Below are 21,042 nucleotides of genomic sequence, written 5' to 3' on the forward strand. Positions count from 1 at the left end.
ACCGGTCGTTACGGCAGCTGTCGACTCGCCACCGGCCCTCACCGACGCCGGCGCCAGCGCAGGAATCGCCGCAGCTCGTCGGCGGTCGGGCTGTCGACACGATCGAGGAAGGACTCCGGAGGCCCCGAGTAGAGCAGCTCGCCGCCGTGGACGCCGCCTCCCGGACCGAGCTCGATGAGCCAGTCGGCGCGCGCGATCAGGTCCGGGCTGTGCTCGACCACCAGCACGCCGTCGCCTTGCTTCACCAGCCGCCGCAGGGTCTGGTAGAGGAGATCGATGTCGGCCATGTGGAGGCCGGTGGTGGGCTCGTCGAAGAGAAACAACCGCCGTGGGCTGCGCCCCTTGGCACCGCGGCCGGCGCGGGCCCGCGGTGCCTCCAGGAAGCTGGCCAGCTTGAGGCGCTGAGCTTCGCCGCCGGAGAGGGTCGCCGTCGACTGGCCAAGACGCAGGTAGCCCAAACCGACGGCGACCAGCGACGACAGCCGCCTCACCAACGCCTTGCGGTCGTCGAACAGGGCCAGCGCCTCGGTGACGGTCAGCTCGAGGATCTGCGCGATGTCGAGGCCGCGGAAGCGCACTTCGAGGATGCGCGGCTGGAAGCGTCGACCCTCGCAGCTCTCACAGGCCATCGCCACCGGCGCCATGAACTGCATGTCGATCTCGGTCATGCCGGTGCCGAGACATTCGGCGCAGCGCCCCTTGTCGGTGTTGAAGGAGAAGTGACCGGCGGTGATCCCGGCCGGCGCTTCGCTCGCCATCACCTTGCGGATCTCGTCGTAGGCCTTGGTGTAGGTCACCGGATTGGAACGGGAAGAGCGGCCGAGGGGACGCTGATCGACCAGCACGATGTCGCTCAGCACCTGCAAGCCCTCGAGGCCGTCGCACTCCCCGGGCTCGACGTCGACGACGCCTCGGGAGCGCTGATACGTGCCGTAGAGAACGTTCTCGACCAGGGTCGATTTGCCCGAGCCGGAGACCCCGGTCACCGCCACCAGGGCACCGAGGGGCAAATCGACGTCGAAACCGCGCAGGTTGTTTTCGCGGGCGCCGCGAATGCGCAGCCGGCGAACGCCCTTGTAATCCTGGCTCTCGCGGCGAAAGCGCTCACGGTGGCGACGCGCCTCGTTGGCCGGCCGCCGCGCCAGGTAGCGCCCGGTGAGCGAATCGGCACAGCCAAGGATGGCCGCCGGCGGGCCTTGGAAAAGCAGCTCTCCGCCACCTTCTCCGGCCTCCGGGCCGAGATCGATCAGGTGATCGGCGCCCTCGATCAGGGTGCGATCGTGCTCCACCACCAGGACCGTATTGCCGCGGCCGGCGAGATCGCGCAGCAGACCGAGGAGGCGCTCACTGTCGCGCGGATGGAGACCGATGGTCGGCTCGTCGAGGGCGTAGAGGGTGCTGGTCAAGCCCGAGCCGAGGGCCGCCGCCAGGTGAATGCGCTGCGTCTCGCCACCGGAGAGGGTGCGGGCCTGGCGATCGAGGGTGAGGTACTCGAGCCCCACCCGCGAGAGCACCTCGACCCGTTCGCTGAGCTCGGCGAGGAGATGGCCGCCGCGGGCTCGCTCGGCCGCGCTCCAGCCACGCTCGTCCAACCAGCGGCGCAGGTTTTCGATGCTCAAGGCAGTGAGATCCGGCAGCCGAGAGCCGGCGAGGCGCACCACCAGAGCCTCCGGCTTGAGCCGCGTGCCGGCGCAGTCGGGGCACAGGTCGTAGGCGCGGTAGCGCGCCAGAAGCACCCGTACGTGAACCCGGTAGGTGCGACGCTCGAGCCAGCGAAAGAAGGCGTCGAGGTTGGTGAACGGACCGCGCCCGCTCCACACCCACTGGCGCTGCTCGTCGCTGAGATCCTGCCAGGCCTTGGTCAGCGGGATTCGGCGCTGACGGGCCGCGGCCAAGAGCTCGTCATAGAGGTCTTCGTAGGCCGGTGAGTTCCACGGCGCAATCGGCCGCTGGCGCAACGACAGGCGGGGATTGGGAATCACCCGCTCGGGGTCGATGCCGATCACCCGACCGAAGCCCTGGCAGCCCGGGCAGGCGCCGAGGGGCGAGTTGAAGGAGAACAGCGGCGGCGTCGGGCGACGGAAAGACTCGCCGCAGGTGGTGCACAGCAGGCCGCGGCCATAGTGGCGCCGCTGACCGTCCTCACCGACCACCTGCAGGCGACCGCCGCCGAGTCGCAAGGCCTCCTCGAGGCTCTCCGTCAGGCGCGCGCGCGAGCGCGCCTCGGCACGGTAGCGCCCCAGAGCCAAGGCCAGCGGCTGCCAGGCGCGCAGCCAGCGCGCCGTCGGCGTCATCCGCTCGACGGCCCCTTGGTGGTCGTCGTAGCGGCGGGCGAAGCCCTGCCGAATCAGCTCCCGCAGCGCTTCGGTGGCCTGCTTCTTGGGACGCGCGACGGTCGCCAGGACCACGAAACGCTGCCCGACGACGCCGGCGATCAGCTCGTCGGCGATCTCGTCGACGGTGTAGGCGCGCGCCGCGCCGTGGCCCTGCGGACACTGCACCTCCCCGAGGTGGGTGAAGAGCAGGCGCAGGACGTCGTGGGTCTCGGTGATGGTGCCCACCGTCGAGCGCGCGTTGCGCACCGAGTTCTTGGCCTCCAGGGCGACCGCCGGCAGGATGTTGTCGACGACCTCGACGGGGGGCCGCTCCATGCGGTCGAGGAACTGCCGGGCGTAGGTCGACATCGACTCGACGAAGCGCCGCTGGCCCTCCGCATAGACGGTGTCGAAGGCGAGGGACGACTTGCCCGCTCCGGAGGGGCCGGTGACCACCGTCACTCGGCCATGGGGAATCGAGCAGTCGACCCCGCGCAGGTTGTGGGTGCGGGCGCCGCGAACTTCGATGGCGACCACCGGCTCCGTCGACGGCGGCTTGGGTCGCGCTTTCTTGGGGGAGGCTTTGGGCAAGGCGGCGGGTCCGCGGAAGAAGCGGAGTCTATCGCGGACCCACCCGCCGATCGACGAGCAGAGGCTCACCAATTCAAAACGCCGCTAAAACGTCACTGCAACCTCCGCAGCGACCCGCACGGAACCCGACGCCAAAAGGCGAGGCGCCGAGGACGGGGCCGCCCTGGACGGGGCCGCCCTGGACGAGGGTGAGGCCTGGCCGGCCGCACCGCACGACCTGTGCGTGCTGGCGGGCCGCGCAGGCCCGAGGGGGGCGCCTTGAACCCCCCTGAAAATCGGCTAGCGGTCGGCGGTGTGGCCGCCGTCGATCACCACCTGCACCGTCAGCCGTTCCCATTCGTCGTCGCTGCCGAAGAAGGGAATCGACTCCACCACCCCACGGGCTTCGAGGGTGGCCTCCGCGCCGGCCGAGCGAAAGGCCTTGGCCAGGCTGTCGAGACCCTCCGAAACCAGCCGGCCGTCACGACTCTCCAGGTAGCCGGACCACAGCGTGTTGTCCGGCGTCGGCTGGACTTCCTCCTCCGGCAGCTTGTCGTCGTCGAGGAAGAGGTAGACATCGATCCGGCTGTAGGACGAGTCGACCGTCGACTTCATCATCACCTCGTCGAAGTGAATCGCCACCTGGCGGCGATCGGGATCGAACTCCACCCGGCTCGACATCTGGTGATCGCCGGCGGCGTCGAGCGGCGCTTCCGTGACGTCGAAGTGCTCCACCGGATCACCATAGATGCCCTGGCCGGTGCGCCAGCCACCCTTGCTGCAGCCGGAAGAGCTGTTCTGGGCCCAGGCCCGGGCCTGTCCCCACAGGCAATGCTTCGGGCCACAGCTGGCGTAGGCGGTGCCGCAGCTCGCGCTGCGCTTGTAGCAGAGCGGCAGCGAGAAGCCGATGCAGCCGACGGTGGCGCCGGCGACATACTCCTTGCGCCACCAGCGACAGCGATTGCGCGTCTGGCACCACGAGTGGGCGAAGAGGTCGGCGACCGGCAACAACCACATCAGGGTGGAGAGTCCGAAGATCAATGCACTTTTCCTGGCAGAAGACATGGCATCCTCCATGGCGACCAAGAGGCCGCGAAAGCTGGGTGGGGTATTCCACTACCTGGGATGGCGTAGATTGGACCCCGGCTCCCTCATCGGCCCGACGCCGATCGCCTCGCCCCCGGGCCGGTCCGAGGCAACCAAACGTCGGAACTGACGCATTAAGCCGTGGCGAGCTTCGGCTGGCCCCTTGATCTTTGTCGCCTGTGAGCGATTTCCTTGCCTTCGGGCCTTGCAACCACCAGCGGAAACCAAGCATGCCGAAAATCAGCCTCTTCCTGAGCATCCTTCTTCTGCTCGGCGCCTGCGCCCCGACGCAGCCCGCCATCGACCTCGCCGTGACCGACGTCGACGTCTTCGACTCGGTTTCGAAACAAGTTCTGCGTGATCGCACCCTGTTGATCGACGACGGCGTGATCCTGGAGATCGTCGAGGGCGGTGATCCTCCGGTCGCCGACGAGGTCATCGATGGCCGCGGACGGCTCGTGGTGCCGGGCTTCGTCGACACCCACGCCCACCTGCTGCTGATCGAGGGCGATGGCGGCTTCGGGCCGCCGCAGCTCGCGCCGGCGGTGCGCGAGTACATCGCGCGCCAGTTCCTCCCCTTCGGCACCACCACCGTCGCCGACATGGGGCAGCCCGAGGGCTGGCTCCCGGAGATGGTCCGGTGGGCCGCCGATGCCGGCCCCGACGCCCCGAACCTGGTGGTCGTCGGCGGCTCGATCAACTCCGGTGAGCGCCAAGGGCCGATGCATCACAAGTACCTCGCAAGCCCGCAGGCGGCGCGCGACAAAGTGCGCGAATATCACCGCCTCGGCGTCGAGCGGCTCAAGCTCTACCGCATGCTCGAGGAACCGGAGCTGACAGCGGTGATCGACGAGAGTCGCGCTCTCGGGATGGAGCTCTACGCCCACGTCGACAACAACGTCGTCACCATTGCGCAGGCGATGGATCTGGGCGTGCGTCACTTCGAGCACTTCTTCACGCTGATCGCCAGCACCCTCGATCTCGAAGCGACGGCGGCGGATTTTCGGCAGCGGTTCGACCTGCAACCGATTCGCAGCCTCGACGAGTACACCGCCCAGCTGTCCTTCTATTTCGCGTACATCGAGCAGTCTCCGGAGCACCGCGCCAAGCTCCTCGCTTTGCTCGACCGAATGGCGGAGCAGGGAGCCTCGATCAGCACCACCTTGGCGATCATGGCGGCGGCAGCCGGCCAGACGGACGCGTACTTCGCCTTCGAGCCCCAACCGGGAGTCCAGAGCGCCCAGCTCGCCTACGACGACGACCAGCGGCAGCGGCTGGCAGCGGCCTTCGAGGCCACCATGGCCTGGGTCCGCCGAGCCCACGAGAAAGGCATTCCACTGCGCATCGGCAGCGACAGCCGCAACGGTGGCGAAGCCCTCCTCGCCGAGCTCGTACTGTTGACCAAAGCCGGCATTCCGGTAGCCGACGTGCTGCAGATCGCGACCCTCCAGGGCGCCCGCGCCCTCGGCCTCGACCAACGGCTCGGAGTGATCGCTCCCGGGCGCGCCGCCGACCTCGTGCTGTTCGCCCAGAGTCCCTTCGACGAGCCGCAGAACTTCTTCTCCGAGAAGGTCGTCATCAAGGACGGTCGGATCTACGAGGCCAAGCGCTCGACGGCCAACGAGCTGGCGACGGTGGCGGCGCGCGAGGGCGCGAGCGGCGCCGAGACCTGGTTGACCGCCCACGAGGGTCGCGAGGGTTGGGGACCGCTGCAGCGGCAGGAGCTCACGGATCAGCTCTACCTGGCCCTTGCCGACCGCCGGTTCGCGACCGCCGAAGTGCTGGCGAGCCTCATGGAACAGCGCTTCCCGGCATCCGATGAGATCCACCACCGAGCCCACGAGAGCCGCCTCAACAATCTCGGCTACCGGTTCCTCGGCGGCGGCGAGACCGCCCCGGCAATTCGCGTCTTCGAGATCAACCGCGACCTCTTCCCGGACTCCTGGAACGTCTACGACAGCCTGGGTGAAGCACAGCTCCTGGCCGGCGACCGCGAGGGAGCGCGAACCAACTATCGGAAGTCCTTGGATCTCAATCCCGACAACGACAACGGGAGCCAGGTCCTCGCCGAGCTCGCGGGCCCTGGCGACGGATAGCAGAGGTCGCGGCCCACGGTAGGATCGCGGCCATCGTGCCAACTGCCGACGACAACCTGGTCGAGTGCCCGCGATGCGGCCATCCGGGCCCCGCGCAGGCCGTTGAGTGCGCCGGCTGCGGCGTGATCTTCGCCAAGCTGCTGGCGGCGCCCTCGCGGCCCCATCCCGCCTCGTCGGCGACTCCCGTCGTCGCCACCGTGCGCGAGCCCTGGGGAATCGATGCCGCCGGTCGCCGCGCCCTCGTCATCGGCACCCTGGCGGCCGTCGTCGCCTTGCTGATCCCGCTCACCGATCTGCTCTTCGGCTACCTGCTGGTGCTGATTCACGAGCTCGGCCACAGCGCCACCGGCTGGCTCTTCGCCTACCCTTCGATTCCGGCCTTCGACTTCGTCTACGGCGGCGGGGTGTCGCTTCACGGCGAACGTTCGACGGCTCTGCTCGTCACGCTCCTCGCCACCTGGACAGCCCTCCTGGTCTGGAGCCGCCATCATCCCCGGCGCCTGGCGGTGCTGGCGGCCTTGGCGGGGCTTTGGCTGCTCGCCGTCGTCACCCCCCTGCACGAGATCCTGATGGTCGCCATGGGCCACGGCATGGAGCTCCTGCTGGCCGCCGTCTTCCTCGGCCGTGCGGCGAGCGGCCGAGGATGCCGTCTCGCCGAGGTGGAGCGCCCCCTATATGCTTTTTGCGGCGCCTTCGTGCTCACCCGCGCCGGTCGCTTCGCCTGGAGCCTGGCCACCGATGCCGCCGCTCGGCAGGCCTACGCCGACGCCAAGGGCGGCGGTCACTGGATGGATTTCAGCCGTCTCTCGCGCGACTATCTGGGCCTCGAGCTCGCCACCATCGCCGGCCTGTTCCTGCTCGCTTGCCTGCTCACGCCGCTGCTCGCCTGGTGGTTCGAACGCCGCCGCGACCGCCTGATCCTGTGGCTCGAAGGCCGCGAATCCTGAGCTGGTGCCGAGATCGTAGAGCTGTTGCCGCAGGCCGCGGGCGTTGACCTCGCACATCGACACCATGCGGTCGCCGACGGGCACCCGGAAAACACACGCCGCCAGGCGCTCCCGACCGGTCTCGGTGTCGAGCTCGGCGGCACTCATGAAGGAGTGGGAGGCGACCGCGAAACTGTCGATGCGCACCGCCCCCAGAGCGAGATCCCGCATCAGCCGCGCCGGTCCGGTGCCGAGCTGATGGAGACGACCGACCAGCCAGCGGCGGAAGGGTCCGAGAAACCAACCGGGCGCCTGACGAAACAGGCCGAGGGCGCGGCCGAGACGATCCAGCGGACGATCGTCGCGAAACACCACGCCACCGAAGCCGCGGCCGAGGAACTGCTGCACGATGGCCTCGTCGGCGGGATCGCCGGGCCGCAGCATGGAGAACAGGCGTGGCCCCTCGCCACGACGTTGATAGGCCACCATCGGCTCGGTGCGGGTGCAATCGAGATGGCCGAAGCGCACTGCCCCGCGCTGCGCGGTTGAAAAACCGTGCGGCTCGAGAACCGCGCCGATGCGGCTCCACAGCTCGTCGTGGGTGATGCCTTCGAGGTGACTCAAGGTGCGTCCGACCTGCGCCAAGGGCTGAAAGGACAAAATGCCGAAGGCATCGCGATTGGCCAAGCACCAGGCCACCACGTCGCCGACGCCGTCGAGGTTGTCGCGACTGACGGTGACGGTGGTGGCGGCACGCAGGCGCACCCCGGTGCGGCGGCGCACCTGGCGGATCATGGCGGCGAACTCGTCGCGCAGCGGATGGAGGGCCGCCTCGTCGCCGACGGCGAAGTCGCCGATCGGGAACCCACGCCGCCCCTTCTGGCTGCTGTCGACGTGGATCGAAACCTCCGTCAAGCCTCCCTCGGAGACCAGCCTCGGCAGCAGCTCAGGCCGGCGCCGGAAGCTGTCGCCATGGGTCATCAGCATCGGGATCATGCCGAGCTCGCGAGCCCTTCGCAGCAAGGCGACGAGGCGCTTCGGCGCCATCAGCGTCACCTCGCCGTCGGTGATCTGGAGGTTGCCCTTGGGCCCGAGGTGGCGGCGCAAATGCGCCAGTTGGCGATCGATCTCAGCTTCGTCGAAGGGCTTGGCGGCGTTGGCTCGAGACCCCAGATAGCAGCCCTTGCAGTCGAAATCGCAACGCGGGAAGGCTCCGATGAGGGCACCGCATCCGGTGCACTGCTGGCCGAAGCCCTGGGCGACGCTGCGCAGCTCCGGCGCAAGCTCCCGCCAGCGCTCCTCGAGGAGTTGCTTCTTTTCCGCCGGAATCGGCTCGAGGAAGTTACGCCAGAGACCCATCGCGGCTCGCTCCGGAGTAATCCAGCGAGGATCGGAACGCGTATTGCATGACGAGATAGATGATTCGGTCGGGTTTTCCGGCCTGGAGGGTCAAAAAGATGAAAGCTCCCCTTTTGTTGATCGCTGTTCTGATGGTGGGCACAACCGCGGCCCCGCGCGCCCTCGCCGACGAATTCTCCCATGACCTGTGGGCCCGGGTGCTGGCGCAATATGTCGACGACCGGGGTTTCGTGGACTACGCCGGCCTGGCCAAGAACCGCCGCGACCTCGATCGCTACATCATGCAGGTCGAAAGCTACAGCCCGGCGTCCCACCCGCAGATGTTTACGAGCCGAGACCACCAACTGGCTTACTACCTCAACGCCTACAACGCGCAGGTCTTCCAGGGGGTGCTCGCCAACGGCACCAGCAAAAGCGTTTGGGGGTTCCTCGGCACCGGCTACGGTTTCTTCGTCGGCATGGACATCGTGATCGGGGGCAAGGAGACCAACCTCAAGAAGCTCGAGGACGTCACTATCCGTGAAGGCTTCGCCGATCCGCGCATCCACGCCGCCCTCAACTGCGCCTCCGCCGGCTGCCCGCGGCTACCTCAGGAGCCCTTCCTGGGGGACACCCTGGACGCCCAGCTCGACGCCGCCATGACCGAGTTCGCGACCTCCGAGAATCACGTCCGCCTCGACGCCGGCAACAACAAGGTCGCGATCTCGAAGATCTTCAACTGGTTTGAGGACGACTTCCTCGACGAGGAAAAGTCGCGTGGCGTCGCCAAGCCGAATATCGTTGGCTATCTCAACCGCTACCGTGGCGACGCCGGCCCGATCCCGGCCGGCGCCAGCGTCAGCTACCTGCCCTACGACAAGGGCCTCAACTCTCAGTAGGAGATTCGCGGAGCTGGTCGGGCGATGACTCGATGCATCGCCCGCAGCATCTCCTCTGGGCGCCGATAGTCAGCAAAGGCCGCCGTGGCTCCCGCCGCGAGCAGCCGGCGGGCACGCTGGCCGGAGGCGATCGCGATCACCGGCAGCTCGAGCTCGCCAGCCGTCGACACATCCCAGGGGCCATCTCCGAACAGCACCGTCGCGGGAGGGTGACCGCAACGCCGGCGCGCCGCTTCGACGATCTCCCGGCGGGCGACGCCATCGTCCGCCGAAGCCAGCGGCAGCTCGAGATCGGCGAGCCCGGCGCGCTCGAGCTTGAGCCGCGCCGAGCGCCCCCAGCCACCGGTCGCGATCGCCAAAGCCCAGCCTTCTCGACGCAGCCGGAGCAGAAAATCGCGAGCGCCGCGAATCGCTCGGAAGCACTCCGCCGGGGCCGCTGCGAGCAACTCCACGAAGCGATCCCGATGGCGCTCCACGCCCTCGCCGTCGTCGGCCCCCGCGGGCAGGCGGGCCAGGGCGGTGTCGAGGATCGCCGCGTCGGTGGTGTGGGGATAGCGCCCCCAATCCTCGTCGAGGGGCTGCCCGAAGAGCTGTTGAAAGGCCGCCGCGAAGCAGGAGCCATCGACCTCGTTGGTATCCGTCAAGGTGCCGTCGAGGTCGAAGACCGCCAGCCGGGGGGACGCGGTCAAGGCGACGACGTCAAGGAGCCGTCGCCACCGGTCGCCCATCGACGTCGATGAGCTCGATCTCGGCAATGCCGAGATCCCGCAAGGGCTGCTCGATGGCCGAGCGATCGCCCACCACCACCCACACCATGCGATGTGGCTGGATCACCTGGCGAGCCACCCGCTGGACGCCCTCCAGCTCCGCCGACCGCACCGCCTCCGGGTAGCGTTGCCAGTAGTCCGGCGCCAGCCCGAAGCGCACCATCTCCTGGAGCGCCTGGGAAACCTCGCCGGAGGTCTCCCAGGTGCCCGGCAGCTGCAAGGTGCGGTTGGTCTGCACGCGCGACATCTCGTCCGCCGACACCGGCCGTTCGCCCACCAGGTCGGCGAGCTCGGCGCGGGCTTCCTGCAGCGACTCGGCGGTCTTGTCCGACTGCACCGGCGCCGCCGCGATGAAGGGCCGCTGGCCGCGGGCATCGAGGAAGAAGGAGAAGGCGCCGTAGGACCAGTTCTTGTCCTCGCGCAGGTTGAGGTTGAGGCGAGAGCTGAAATCGCCGCCCAAGACGCTGTTGACGATCTCGATCGCGACCTCGTCGGGGTTGGCCTTCGGCGGCCCCACCTGACCGCCGAGAATCACCGACTGGATGGCGCCGGGACGGTCGATCAGGTAGATCGCCTCGCGCGGCGGCCGCTCGACCCGGGCGATCTCCTTGCTCGGCGCCTCGCCGGCGGGCCAGCGGCCGAAGGCTTTGTCGAGGAGCGGGCGGAGAGCCTCGAGGCGAGTGTCCCCCACCACCACCAGAGTGGCGCTGCCGGGCTTGAACCAGGTGCGGTGGAACTGCACCAGGTCCTGCCGCTCAACCGCCTCCGTGGAAGCCACCGTGCCGGTGCCCGAAAGGGGCTTGCCGTAGGCGTGCTGCTCACCGTAGAGAAGCCGCGGAAACACCCTCAGGGCCATCGAGAAGGGCTGTGTCTTCTCGCGCTCGATGGTGGCCTTTTGGAGCTCCTTCAGGCGGTTGAGCTCGTCCTCCGGAAAGGTCGGATCGAGCACCACCGAGGCGAAAAGCTCGAGGGAGGGCGCCAGGTTCGAGGCCAGCGCCGACATCTGGACATAGCCGGTGTCGAGATCGGAGAAAGTCGCCAGGGTGGCGCCGAGCTCGGCGACGCGGTCGCTGATGGCGATCGAATCGAGCTCGCCGGCGCCCTCGTCGAGCATGCTCATGGCCAAGCGGGAGGTCCCCGCCGCCGCCGCTTCATCGGCCGCCGCTCCGGCATCGAGCATCAAGGTCAGATTGACCACCGGCACCGCGCTGCGCTGCGCGAAGACCACCTCGAGGCCGTTCTTCAGGGTCATCCGCTCGATCTCCGGAAAGCTCGGCTCGGAGGCCGCCCCGGGCGTCGGCAGGGCGCTGCGATCGACCCCCTGCTCCGCCGCCTTGCCTTCCCGGAAGGGGTTGACCAGGAGGTTGTAGTCGCCGTCGTCGAGCCAGCGCCGGAAGGCACCGTGGAGGTCCTCCGGCCCAGCCTCGGCGACCCGCTCGAGGGTCTCGCGGTAGCAGGCCGCATCGCCGCGGTAGACCTGGCACTGGGCCAGGATGTCGGACTTGCCGCCAAAGCCACCGATGCGCTCGGCCCCGCGCACGAAGCGCGCCAGCCAGCGAACGCGAGCCCGCTCGACCTCCGCCTCCGTCGGTCCATCCACCAGCAAGCGCTCGAGCTCCTCGTCGAGGGCCTGCTCGACGGCCGCCGGATCCTTCCCCGGAGCCACCGTCACCTCGATCGTGAACAGGCCGGCGATCTCGCGCAGGTCGACGTAGGCCTGGACCTCCGTCGCCGAACGGTCGTCATAGATCAAACGCTTGTAGAGGCGCGACGACTTGCCCTGCGACATCAGCTCGCTCACCAGGTCGAGGTAGTCGCCGTCGGCGCTCCCCCAGCCGGGAATGTTCCACACCCGGTAGAGACGCGACTGGGCGACGCGATCCTGTGCCTCCTGGCGCTTGCTGCCGGTTCGCCGGGCGATCCACTCCTCCTGGCGAGCCAGGGGCGGCCCCGGCGGGATGTCGCCGAAGAAGGCCTCGGCCTTTTGACGGGCGGTGGCGACGTCGATGTCGCCGGCCAGCACCAGCACCGCGTTGGAGGCACCATAGCGCTGCCGGAACCAGTCCTTGACATCGTCGAGGGAGGCCGCCTCGAGGTCCTCCATCGAGCCGATGATGGTCCAGGAGTAGGGGTGGCCGGGCGGAAAGCAGGCCTTGGTGATGAGCTCGTAGGACAGGCCATAAGGCTGATTCTCGAACTGCCGCTTCTCGTTCTGCACCACGCCGCGCTGCTCGTCGAGAACATCTTGGGAAATCGCCCCGAGGAGATGCCCCATGCGATCCGACTCGAGCCACATCACGACGTCGAGGGCCGAGGTCGGCACGTTCTGGAAGTAGTTGGTGCGATCCTCGTTGGTGGTGCCGTTGACGTCCGTTGCGCCGACGCTCTCGAGGGCCGTCAGGTACTCCCCGCGGTAGTTCTCGGAGCCATTGAACATCAGATGCTCGAAGAGATGGGCGAAGCCGCTGCGACCGGGCGGCTCGTCCTTCGAACCGACGTGGTACCAGAGATTGACCGCCACCATCGGCACCTTGCGGTCCTCGTGCACCAGCACCGTCAGCCCGTTGTCGAGCACGAAGCTCTGGTAGGGAATGTCGATGGTGGGCACCTCGCCGAAGGCCGGCATGGCCAGGGCGAAGACGACCAACGAGAGGATCAGCTGCGGGAAGGGAAATCGCATCGCGGAGGCTCCTTGGATCGAAGGGCTCGGCCGAGCCCGGGATGAGGCAGACAGCTAACGCTTGAGGTACGAATGGCGGCCGCAGGGGTTGCGGCCGCCTGGCGGCCCATGCCGTTCGCCGCCGACTAGCCGCTGAACAGCTCGTCCTGAAGCTGGCTCTGGCGAGCCGGGTCGAGACCGAGGGCATCGCCGAGGGAGCGCAGCCAGCGCTGCTCGAACTCGGGCACCGCCTGGTCCGCCCGCAGCACCAGCACAGCGACCTCGAAGAGCATCTCGCGATCGCCATCGGTCGCCACCATCGCCGCCAGCTCCGCCGGCGAGGCCGGCACCACCAGATCGCGGTGCACCTGAGCGGTCTGCTCCGCAGTCAACACGCCGGCCGCCAGCCGCTGCTCGATAACCGTCTTCTCCTCCGGCGCCAGGTGGCCGTCGGCAAGGGCGGCAGCGACCATCGTCCGCACCGTCGCATAGGCCATCTCCAGCGGCAGATCGAGGGGCGCTTCGGCCGGCGCCGAAGTCGCCGGTCCCGAAGGAGGCGGCGGTGGTGGCGGCACAGCCGCTGGCGACTGGGCAGGGGCCGGCGCCGAAGTCGGCGGTGCCGGAGGAGGCGGCACCGTTGGCGGAAGACTGGACGGCGGCGGTGGCGGAGGCACTCCGGGAGCCCCGGTCGATGGCCCAGCGCCCGCCGAGGGATCCATCTTCTGCTGCAGCAAGGCGCCGGCCACCGCGGCGCCGCCCATCATCAGAATGCGCTTGCCACCGATCTTGCGCAGCAGCCGCTTGCTGTTGAAGCCCGTCGACTCGCGGATCATTCCGGCCAGCATGTCTTCGACGAATCGCATCTTCTTTTTCTCCCCCTCGACCCGCCCGCCGTGATCAGGAGTTCGGCCGCAGCCGGTGGAACCAACGTTTGCGCTTCAGCTCGAAGGGCTCGGCGGCACTGCCCAAGGTCCCTTCGTTGCCGGACACGTCGCGCGCCGTGGCGTAGTACTCGACCGTCTGGTTGGCGTGGAAATCCGGCGTCACCTCGACGGTGTACTCGTCGCCGTCCCTGCGGAACGGCAAGGTTTGAAAGGCCCCTTCGCCAACCCGCGCGAACACCGTCACGTCTTCGACCCGGAAGTCATCGCGCACCGCGATGATCAAGAAGGCCGACTCGTCCTTGGCGAACTCGGGACCAGAGCCGGATCTGAGCTCGAGGCTCGGAGACTGGGCGTCGAGCTCCGCCAGGCTGTTGCGCAAGCGGCGACGCAGCTCGGTCAAGCGCCCGCGCAAGGGACGCGGCGCCTGCACTCCTGAGAGCAGCGCCAGGCCCTCGTCGGGGCGCCCTTCGTCGGCTGCCAAGGCTGCCGTGTCGAGCAGCGACTCGAGGTCGCGCTCGGCCCGCTGGCGGTTCCGGATCAGCTCGAGACGCTGGCGCAGACCTTCGCGGTCGGACCACATACCGCGCAGCAGCTCGAGGCGGGCGATGGCCTGCTCGTAGCGCCCCTGGTCGAAATACACGTCGGCCTCGTCTTCGATCGCCGCCGCGGCGCTCTCGCGCAGACTCTCGGTGCCGGCATAGGCGGGAAAGATGCCGCGCAGGGTGTCGGTGGTGCGCAGCACCTCCTCCGAGTCGCCATCGCGCGACGCCCGCTGTGCCCGCGTGTAGGTGGCCGAGATTCGGCGGGCCCGCTCGAGGGCCTCCCCGGCTCCCGGGTAACGCTCTAGAAAGTCGCGCTCGGTGGGCTCGACGGCGGCCACCGCATTGCGCAAGCGGGTCAAGCTTCCCTGGCGGAAGGCATCTTCGAGGTCCGTCGCGTAGCGCTGCTGATCGAGGCGCACCAAGACCTCGCCGAGGAAGTTGTGGAGCTCGCAATCGGCCGCCGGGAGAGCCGCCAGATCGTCTTCCGAGAATGCGCCGAGAAGCTCGCGGGCAGCGCCATCCTCACCCTCCGAAAGCAGGCGCCGAACCTCCAGGAGGCGTTCGTCCTGGGGCTCGACGGGCGCCGCCTCGACCGGCTCCGGCAACACCTGTGGCGGCGGTGGCGGCGGCGCCTCCTCGACCACCACCGGCGGCGCCGGCCGGCTGACGAAGGCGATCACGACCCACAGCGCTCCGGCCGCCAGGGTGACCGCCAGCAGCGCCGCCAGAGCCAGCCAGAGCCCCTTGCGGCTGGCCTTCGTCGGCGGCGGGGACTCCTCCTCGGTCGCCGGCGGCGGACTCGGCACGGGCTGTGTCGTCAACTCCACCGGCGGCAGCGGATCGGGCAGGGGCGGCAGCTCGCGCTCCTCCGCCGGCTCCTCTCCGGGCACGAACGACACCGGCGCCAGCATCTCGTCGAGGGTGTCGACATCGCCGAGATCGACCAGCACCTGGGAAGGCCCCTCGCTGGGACGTTCGCGGTCGTCGGCGAGGCCCGGACGGGTGTCTTCACCGACCGCGGCGCGGGTCGCCTCGGCGCCATCGAGGCCCGGCCGGGTCGGCTCCACCGTATCGACACCGGGACGGGTGGAGCTCTCCTCCTCGTCCACCGCCGCCGTGTCGTCGGGGTCGCGATGGGGCGTCCAGATCTGGTCGTCGTCGGGCAGCACCACCTTGGTGATCTCGGCCACCGCATGGGTTCCCGCCGCCGTTTCCTCGCCGGTCGGCGTGTGCTGCAGAAACTCGTCTTGGGGTTCCGTCGAAAAGGTCAGGCGGGCCGCCGGGCCGGCACCGTCGCCGGCTCCTGCACCGCGGCCCCAAAGGCAGCGGAAAAGGGTGTCGCTGATCTCCGGGTAGCTGATCGGCGGGGTTTCCGGACCGGCCTGTAGGCAGCGCTCGAGGAGCTGTCGCAGGGCCTCCGCATCCTCGAGCTCGAAGCTCACCGCCAGCGGTAGCTCCACCCGCGGCGTGGCGGAGCCGTTTTGCCGAATGGTGGCCCCGAAGAGACGTCCGGCGACCCCGCCAAGGGCCCGCACGTCTTCTTGCCTCAGGCTCTCGAAGTCACTCTCCTCGGCAACGGAGCGCCAGACTCCGGTCGCCAGGGCGGTCATCTTGGAGCGGGCGCCGGCGAGATCCGGGACCACCTTCAGGGTGTCGTCGGAAAGCGCCGTGTGGGCCAAGCGATGCTCGCCGAGGAGGTCGAGACCGCCGATCACCTGCAAGAGCAACGAAGTGATCTGCGCCGGTGCTTCGCCGTCGAGGGTCTCGAAGGCGCGTCCGCCGAGCCATTCACGAGCCAAGAAAAGCCGGCCGTCGCGGGCGACGCCGCCGCCGAGAATCGCCGGCAGACAGGAATGCCGCAGGGTCACCAGCTCCTCGACCTTGGCGACGAAGCGCTCGGCGCGCTCATCGTCGGTCGCCGGCAGCATCTCGAGGACCACCACCTCTTCGGTGCCTCGATCGACCGCCTCGACCAGGGTCAGCTCACCGAGCTTCCCCAGGGTCTGACGCTGTGAGTATTTTTCCGAGATCTCCACGAGGGGCTGCATCCGAACGATCTCTCCCGACGCGATAACAAAAGGGCGCTCATTATACCGAGCGCCCGGGAGAGAGTTTCAGCGGCAGTGCCTCGAAAGAACAGCGTTCGATCTCAAAAGCTCCAGGCGAAGCCGCCGTAGAGGTTGCGCCCCGAGAGGTCGAGGCTGCCGAGGCCGTCGAAGTCGTCTCCCAGCTCTTCGTCGACATCCTGCCATCGGCCCTCGGCGAAGACCGACATCTGGGCACTGATGGGCACCTCGACACCGGCCAGGAAATACCAGCCGAGGGTGGTGTCGCTGGCCTGGAAGGTGTCGGTGAAGACCTCCGGCTCGACCAGGTTGAAGTCGATGAAGTCACCGGACTCCTCGAGGGTCCAGTCGTACACCCCGCCTCCGACGCCGACATAGGGAATCACCGGCGAAGAGCGGGACGTCAGATCGACCACGTAGGCGGCGGTGACGGAGGCCACATCGAGGGTGGTGGTGTGGACGATCGGATCACCGAAGAAATCGACGAAGTCCGCGTAGGCCAGGTCTTCCTCGCCGCTGTAGACGTCGACCGAGAGCTGCAGGGCACTGCGCGGCCCGAGATGCCAACGGAAGTCGGCCCCGATCACGACGTCCTCGAAGTCATCCGCTGACGAAGCGAAGAAGGACTCGTTGTCCTGCCAATAGGCCGACTCGCCGTCGGGGGTGAACAGTCCTGCCCGGACGCGGAACGAGTTGTCGTCGGAAGCGTGCCGCCCCTGGGCGGCGAGCGGTAGAGCGATAGCCAAGGCGGCCACTACCAACAGCGACCGATGGATAAAGTGACTCATGTGAGATTCCCCTTTGAAGATAACGGCTGCGAAGTGATCGCGTTCTTCCGCGGCTCCACCGAGGGGCCGAGCGGGCCCGGTCCGTCGGCGAAGCTACGCCGACGTAACAAAGCAACAGCGGTGCCAGGCCGGTGGTCCGCGAAAAACCCCGGAATCTCTCGGGTTATTCGGCGGTCACCGCTGCCACTGCCCGCCGCAGAGGACGGCGCCCCTACAACCAGAGGACAGCGATTTTTGAAATGATCGGCGGGTGTCGCGACCGCATCCTCCCCTCGCTCGACTCTTCGCCGCGCTGCTCGTCCTCTCCGCCTGCGTCTCCACGCCGCCCGCACCGGTCGCGCCGGATCCGCCGCCGATCGCCCTGCTGGCCCTCCATGACGTGCCTCGCATCGCCGGCGTCGATGCCGGCCAACGGGGCGGCCTGGCGCGCCTGCGCACCTTGCGCGCCGAGCTCGAGCAAGAGCATCCTGGCCTGCTGATGCTGCATGCCGGAAACTTCCTCGGCCCGTCCTTGGCCAGCCGGCTGTTCGCCGGTGAGCAGATGGTGGACGTGCTCAACCTCCTCGATGGCGACGGCGAGGCCTTCGACCGGCGCCTGTTCGTCACCTTCGGTCCTCGCGAGCTCGAGCTGAGGGACGCCGCCGAGCTCGACCGCCGCCTCGAGCAGTCCGACTTCCGCTGGCTGGCGACCAATCTCTGGATCGACGAGCACGCCGGCATTCCGCTCTTGGCCTCGGATCGCCGGATCGGCACCGCTCTGGTCGAAACCGGTCCCTGGAAAGTGGGTTTGTTCAGTCTCACCACGGAGCGGACTCGACCGCCCTGGGTGCTCGACTTCTACGACCGCTACGACACCGCCGCCAGCGCCTGCCAGACCCTGCGCCGGGCCGGAGCCGATGTGGTGATCGCCCTCACCCACCTCGACGTCACCGACGACGAAGTCCTTCTCACCCACCTCGGCGACGCCGGACCGGACCTGATGATCGGCGGCCATGATCACCGACAAACCGCCGTCGAAGTAGGCGGCCGCTGGATTGTGAAGGCCAGTGCCGACGCCCGCAGCGTCGCCTTCGTGACCGTCGAGCCTCGCCCGGACGGCGCGCCGCTGGTGGAGCATCGCTTCCTCGATCTGGGCCCGGAGGAACCGCTGCCCGATCCGCAGGTGGCGGCGCTGGTCGAAGATTGGCAGCGGCGGGTCGACCGCCGCTACTGCGAACAGCGCCTGGGTCGCGCCGAGGGATGCCTCGCCCAGGTGGTCGGCCAGACCGCCACCGAGCTCGTCGCCGAGCGGAGGACCATCCGCAGCGCCGAGACCAATCTCGGCAACTGGATCACCGATCAGATGATCGACTACTTCCAGTCGGCGGTACCGGCAGGCGCGCCGCTGGTGGCCTTTGTCAACGCCGGCAGCCTGCGCCTGCATCAGGACGTCCCGGCCGGACCGATCGATCGGCGCCAGGTCGAAGAGCTCTTCGCCCACCCGGCCCCGCTCCGCCTGCTGCGAATCGATGGCGCCACCCTGCGGCAGGTGGTCGAGCGCTCCGTCGAGAGTGGGTCTGGCAATCGCGGGTGGCTACAGATCGGCGGTTTCGCCTTCCGTCACGATCCGCAGGCGGAGACGGCCAACGATCTCACCCTGCTGGCCCCGGACGGACCGCGTCCGCTCACCGACGCCGACGTCGTCTACGCCGCGACGGTCGACTTCTTGATCAATCCGGAGCTCGGCGACCAGGACGGTTTTCGCATGCTCCGCCGCGCCGACCTCGTCTCCTCCGGCGTCGACCTGCGCGACTTGGTGCTCTACGGCCTCGCCAAAGCCGGTGAGGCGGGGATTTCCCCGACCCGCGAAGGCCGCATCTGCTCGCCACGGCGACCGAGCCCCTGTTTGGCCGTGTCCGGCGACGGATCTTAGCCGCGGCCCTCGGCCGGAGCCTTGCCAAACCGAGCGACTTGCCCTCTCGCCGACATCGGCTTCAATATTTCATGATATTAATACTATCTGAAAATATAGGAGTACCGATGCCAGAGCACCCTCAGCCAACCCGTGAAGCCCTCGAGCTCCTCGCCCGACCCTGGAAGCCCAACATTCTGTGGTACTTGCGCTTCGAGTCCCTGACCTTCAGCCGGCTCCGGCGCAAGCTGGGGGGCGTGTCGCGGGAGGTCCTGGTCCAGCACCTCCGCGCCCTCGAACGGGACGGACTGGTGCAGCGACACCCCCAGGAGGAGCGCCTCGAGTTCTCGCTGACGCCGCTGGCCTCGACCCTCGAGCCGACCCTCGACCGCCTGTACGAGTGGTGGCACCGCCACATGACGGACGTCCGCCGGGCCCAGGAGAGCTACGACCAGCGGATCGCCCCCTCCCCACCGCCGCCGGCGGCAGGGTACGAGTCACGGCCCTAGGAGGTCTGTTCCAGCCCCCCTCGAGGCGAGAAATGTGATTTTTCGCCTCTCACCCCTGGCAGGGCGCCCCCAATGACGGACTCCGCCGGCGAGTCCTCGTGCTCGCGGGAGGCAGCCGAAGAGGATTCTCAGCAGCCTCCTAGGGAACGCTCTCGGACCAGGCGCTCAGGTTGCCGGCCTCGAAGCCGTCCGTGAAGATCTCGGCACCGGCATCGATCCCGAGCTCGACCATGAAGGCCATCCCGAGGCGGGCGAACTTGATCGCGTGGGCCGCCGAGTTGCCGAGGTTGGCGAGCGTATCGCCGGTGGTGTGTAGGCGCGGATTGGTGTCCTGAAAACGCGCCTCCGCCGACATCACCGCCGGGAATCCCGCCGCATGCCAGGCGGCGTGGTCCGAGCAGCCGTAGCCACAGGCCGTCGAAGTCCGCACCAGGGTCGGCTGGTAGGTGTCGATGAGCTGACCGACGAAGGCGGTCAGAGTCGGATCGGTGAAGTCCGAGAGCAGCGCGATGTCCTCGGCCGAGCCCTGGAAGGCGGTCATGTCGAGCTGGAGCGCGCCGACGACTTCGGTGCCGGCCGCTTCGTAGGAGTTGGCAATCTCCTGAGAGCCCCGTAATCCGACCTCTTCGGCGGCATAGCCAAAGAACTTGATCGTCCGCTGGGGCCGGAAGTCATTGGCGAGGGCGACCCGGATGACCTCACTCAGGGAGGCGATGCCGGAGGCGTTGTCATCGGCTCCCGGAGCCGCGAAACCGGGCCCCTGACCACCGCTCCACACCACCGAATCGAGGTGTCCTCCGAGCACCACCACCTCGTCGGCCTTCGAGCCGCCGGGAATGGTCAGCTCGACGGAAGGCTGGCGCCAGTCGCTGTGGCTCACCAAGCGCGCCTCGACGTCCGGTCGGCTGTTGGCATATCCGGCCCACAGATTGCGAATCCAGACCGACGCATTCTCACCCGACTCCTGGCTGTAGAAGCGATTGGCGAAGTCCTGGGAAAGGGAGCGAATGGTATCGACGATGCGGCTCTCCTCGAGCTCGCTCTGAAGCTTGTTGACCAGGCCTTGCTGATCGAGCTGGTAGTCGAAGGGTTGACCGAGGCGCCCGCGATCGGCGCGGCCGAGGGCCTGCACCGCGGCAGCGTAGGAGTCGTGGGCCATGAAGCCGCCGCAACGATGAAATTTCTCATGCATCGCCTCGGCGATGAGCGGAATCTCCGACGACACCAGCCGAGTGACCACCACCCCGTCCTGCTCGGCGAAGCGCTGCGCCGACAGCGCCGGCTGCAGGCTGGCCTCGGCGCGCAGCGCATCGAAGGCATCGCGCCCCATGGTGACCCACAGATCGGGCTCGGCCTCGGCGGCCAGGGTCGGCAAGGGCAGCAGGAGCAGAGTCCCGGCAAAGAGAGCGGTGAGGAATCGAGTTCGGAGCATGACGATCTCCAACAGAGGACTGCAACGAGGTGGCCCCTCTGCGGCGATTATGTCAAAGGCCCGCCGATCGCTAGCAGGCTGCTGAAAAAGTTCGCTTCGCTTCCTTTTCCAGCGCTGCTAGCAGGTCGTTGAAAAACTCCTCGGGGACCTGCACGAGACCCCGAGCCTCAAGGGCGAGGCGGGCGCCTTGAGCCCCCCTGAGACCGGTCGGAAGAGCACACGGCTGAACTCCAGGCCCAAGGACACCGCGGGTAAGCAGGCAAAAGCTACAAAA

Annotated in this window: 13 protein-coding genes; 4 read left to right on the plus strand and 9 right to left on the minus strand. The window is 68.2% G+C overall.

What is annotated here, in order from left to right; all coding sequences use genetic code 11:
* Window positions 1-38: 38 nt before the first annotated feature.
* Complete coding sequence (gene uvrA, locus AAF604_20910) at window positions 39-2,906, minus strand: excinuclease ABC subunit UvrA (GenBank protein MEM7052140.1); 2,868 nt, start codon at window positions 2,904-2,906, stop codon at window positions 39-41.
* Between the two features lie 279 nt (window positions 2,907-3,185).
* Window positions 3,186-3,950: a hypothetical protein gene (locus tag AAF604_20915; protein MEM7052141.1), complete on the minus strand. Its 765-nt coding sequence runs from the start codon at window positions 3,948-3,950 to the stop codon at window positions 3,186-3,188.
* A 251-nt stretch (window positions 3,951-4,201) separates the two neighbouring features.
* Between AAF604_20915 and AAF604_20920 the strand changes: the two genes are divergently transcribed.
* The gene (locus tag AAF604_20920) at window positions 4,202-6,067 is read left to right on the plus strand and encodes an amidohydrolase family protein (GenBank protein ID MEM7052142.1); all 1,866 of its coding nucleotides are present in this window, start codon (window positions 4,202-4,204) and stop codon (window positions 6,065-6,067) included.
* Between the two features lie 671 nt (window positions 6,068-6,738).
* Here the strand turns inward: AAF604_20920 and AAF604_20925 are convergent.
* Window positions 6,739-8,352, minus strand: coding sequence for a radical SAM protein (locus AAF604_20925; protein ID MEM7052143.1), 1,614 nt, complete (start codon window positions 8,350-8,352; stop codon window positions 6,739-6,741).
* Window positions 8,353-8,450: 98 nt separating this feature from the next.
* Here AAF604_20925 and AAF604_20930 point away from each other — a divergent pair, with 98 nt between their 5' ends.
* Window positions 8,451-9,230: a DUF547 domain-containing protein gene (locus tag AAF604_20930; GenBank protein ID MEM7052144.1), complete on the plus strand. Its 780-nt coding sequence runs from the start codon at window positions 8,451-8,453 to the stop codon at window positions 9,228-9,230.
* Here the strand turns inward: AAF604_20930 and AAF604_20935 are convergent.
* The 5 genes from AAF604_20935 to AAF604_20955 all read right to left on the minus strand — a co-directional run bounded on the left by AAF604_20935 (window position 9,224) and on the right by AAF604_20955 (window position 16,936).
* Window positions 9,224-9,919, minus strand: a complete 696-nt coding sequence (locus tag AAF604_20935) for an HAD family hydrolase (protein MEM7052145.1) — start codon at window positions 9,917-9,919, stop codon at window positions 9,224-9,226. The two genes, AAF604_20930 and AAF604_20935, sit on opposite strands and share 7 nt — an antisense overlap.
* 10 nt (window positions 9,920-9,929) lie before the next feature.
* Window positions 9,930-12,677 (minus strand): pitrilysin family protein, encoded by a 2,748-nt coding sequence (locus AAF604_20940; GenBank protein MEM7052146.1) that lies wholly within the window; start codon window positions 12,675-12,677, stop codon window positions 9,930-9,932.
* A 125-nt stretch (window positions 12,678-12,802) separates the two neighbouring features.
* Window positions 12,803-13,519 (minus strand): DUF533 domain-containing protein, encoded by a 717-nt coding sequence (locus tag AAF604_20945; GenBank protein MEM7052147.1) that lies wholly within the window; start codon window positions 13,517-13,519, stop codon window positions 12,803-12,805.
* 34 nt (window positions 13,520-13,553) lie between these two features.
* On the minus strand, window positions 13,554-16,130 hold the full coding sequence (locus AAF604_20950) for a hypothetical protein (protein ID MEM7052148.1): 2,577 nt from the start codon (window positions 16,128-16,130) through the stop codon (window positions 13,554-13,556).
* A gap of 101 nt (window positions 16,131-16,231) precedes the next feature.
* The gene (locus AAF604_20955; GenBank protein MEM7052149.1) at window positions 16,232-16,936 is read right to left on the minus strand and encodes an outer membrane beta-barrel protein; all 705 of its coding nucleotides are present in this window, start codon (window positions 16,934-16,936) and stop codon (window positions 16,232-16,234) included.
* A gap of 250 nt (window positions 16,937-17,186) precedes the next feature.
* Between AAF604_20955 and AAF604_20960 the strand changes: the two genes are divergently transcribed.
* Window positions 17,187-18,848 (plus strand): 5'-nucleotidase C-terminal domain-containing protein, encoded by a 1,662-nt coding sequence (locus AAF604_20960; protein ID MEM7052150.1) that lies wholly within the window; start codon window positions 17,187-17,189, stop codon window positions 18,846-18,848.
* Window positions 18,849-18,955: 107 nt separating this feature from the next.
* Window positions 18,956-19,336 carry a helix-turn-helix domain-containing protein gene (locus AAF604_20965; GenBank protein ID MEM7052151.1) on the plus strand — a complete coding sequence of 127 codons (381 nt, stop codon included), beginning with the start codon at window positions 18,956-18,958 and terminating at the stop codon, window positions 19,334-19,336.
* Between the two features lie 139 nt (window positions 19,337-19,475).
* On the opposite strand, the gene AAF604_20970 is transcribed toward AAF604_20965, so the two are convergent.
* The gene (locus tag AAF604_20970; GenBank protein MEM7052152.1) at window positions 19,476-20,768 is read right to left on the minus strand and encodes a M20/M25/M40 family metallo-hydrolase; all 1,293 of its coding nucleotides are present in this window, start codon (window positions 20,766-20,768) and stop codon (window positions 19,476-19,478) included.
* Between the last annotated feature and the right edge of the window lie 274 nt (window positions 20,769-21,042).

This window comes from Acidobacteriota bacterium, from assembly GCA_039028635.1.
Classification (GTDB): domain Bacteria; phylum Acidobacteriota; class Thermoanaerobaculia; order Multivoradales; family JBCCEF01; genus JBCCEF01.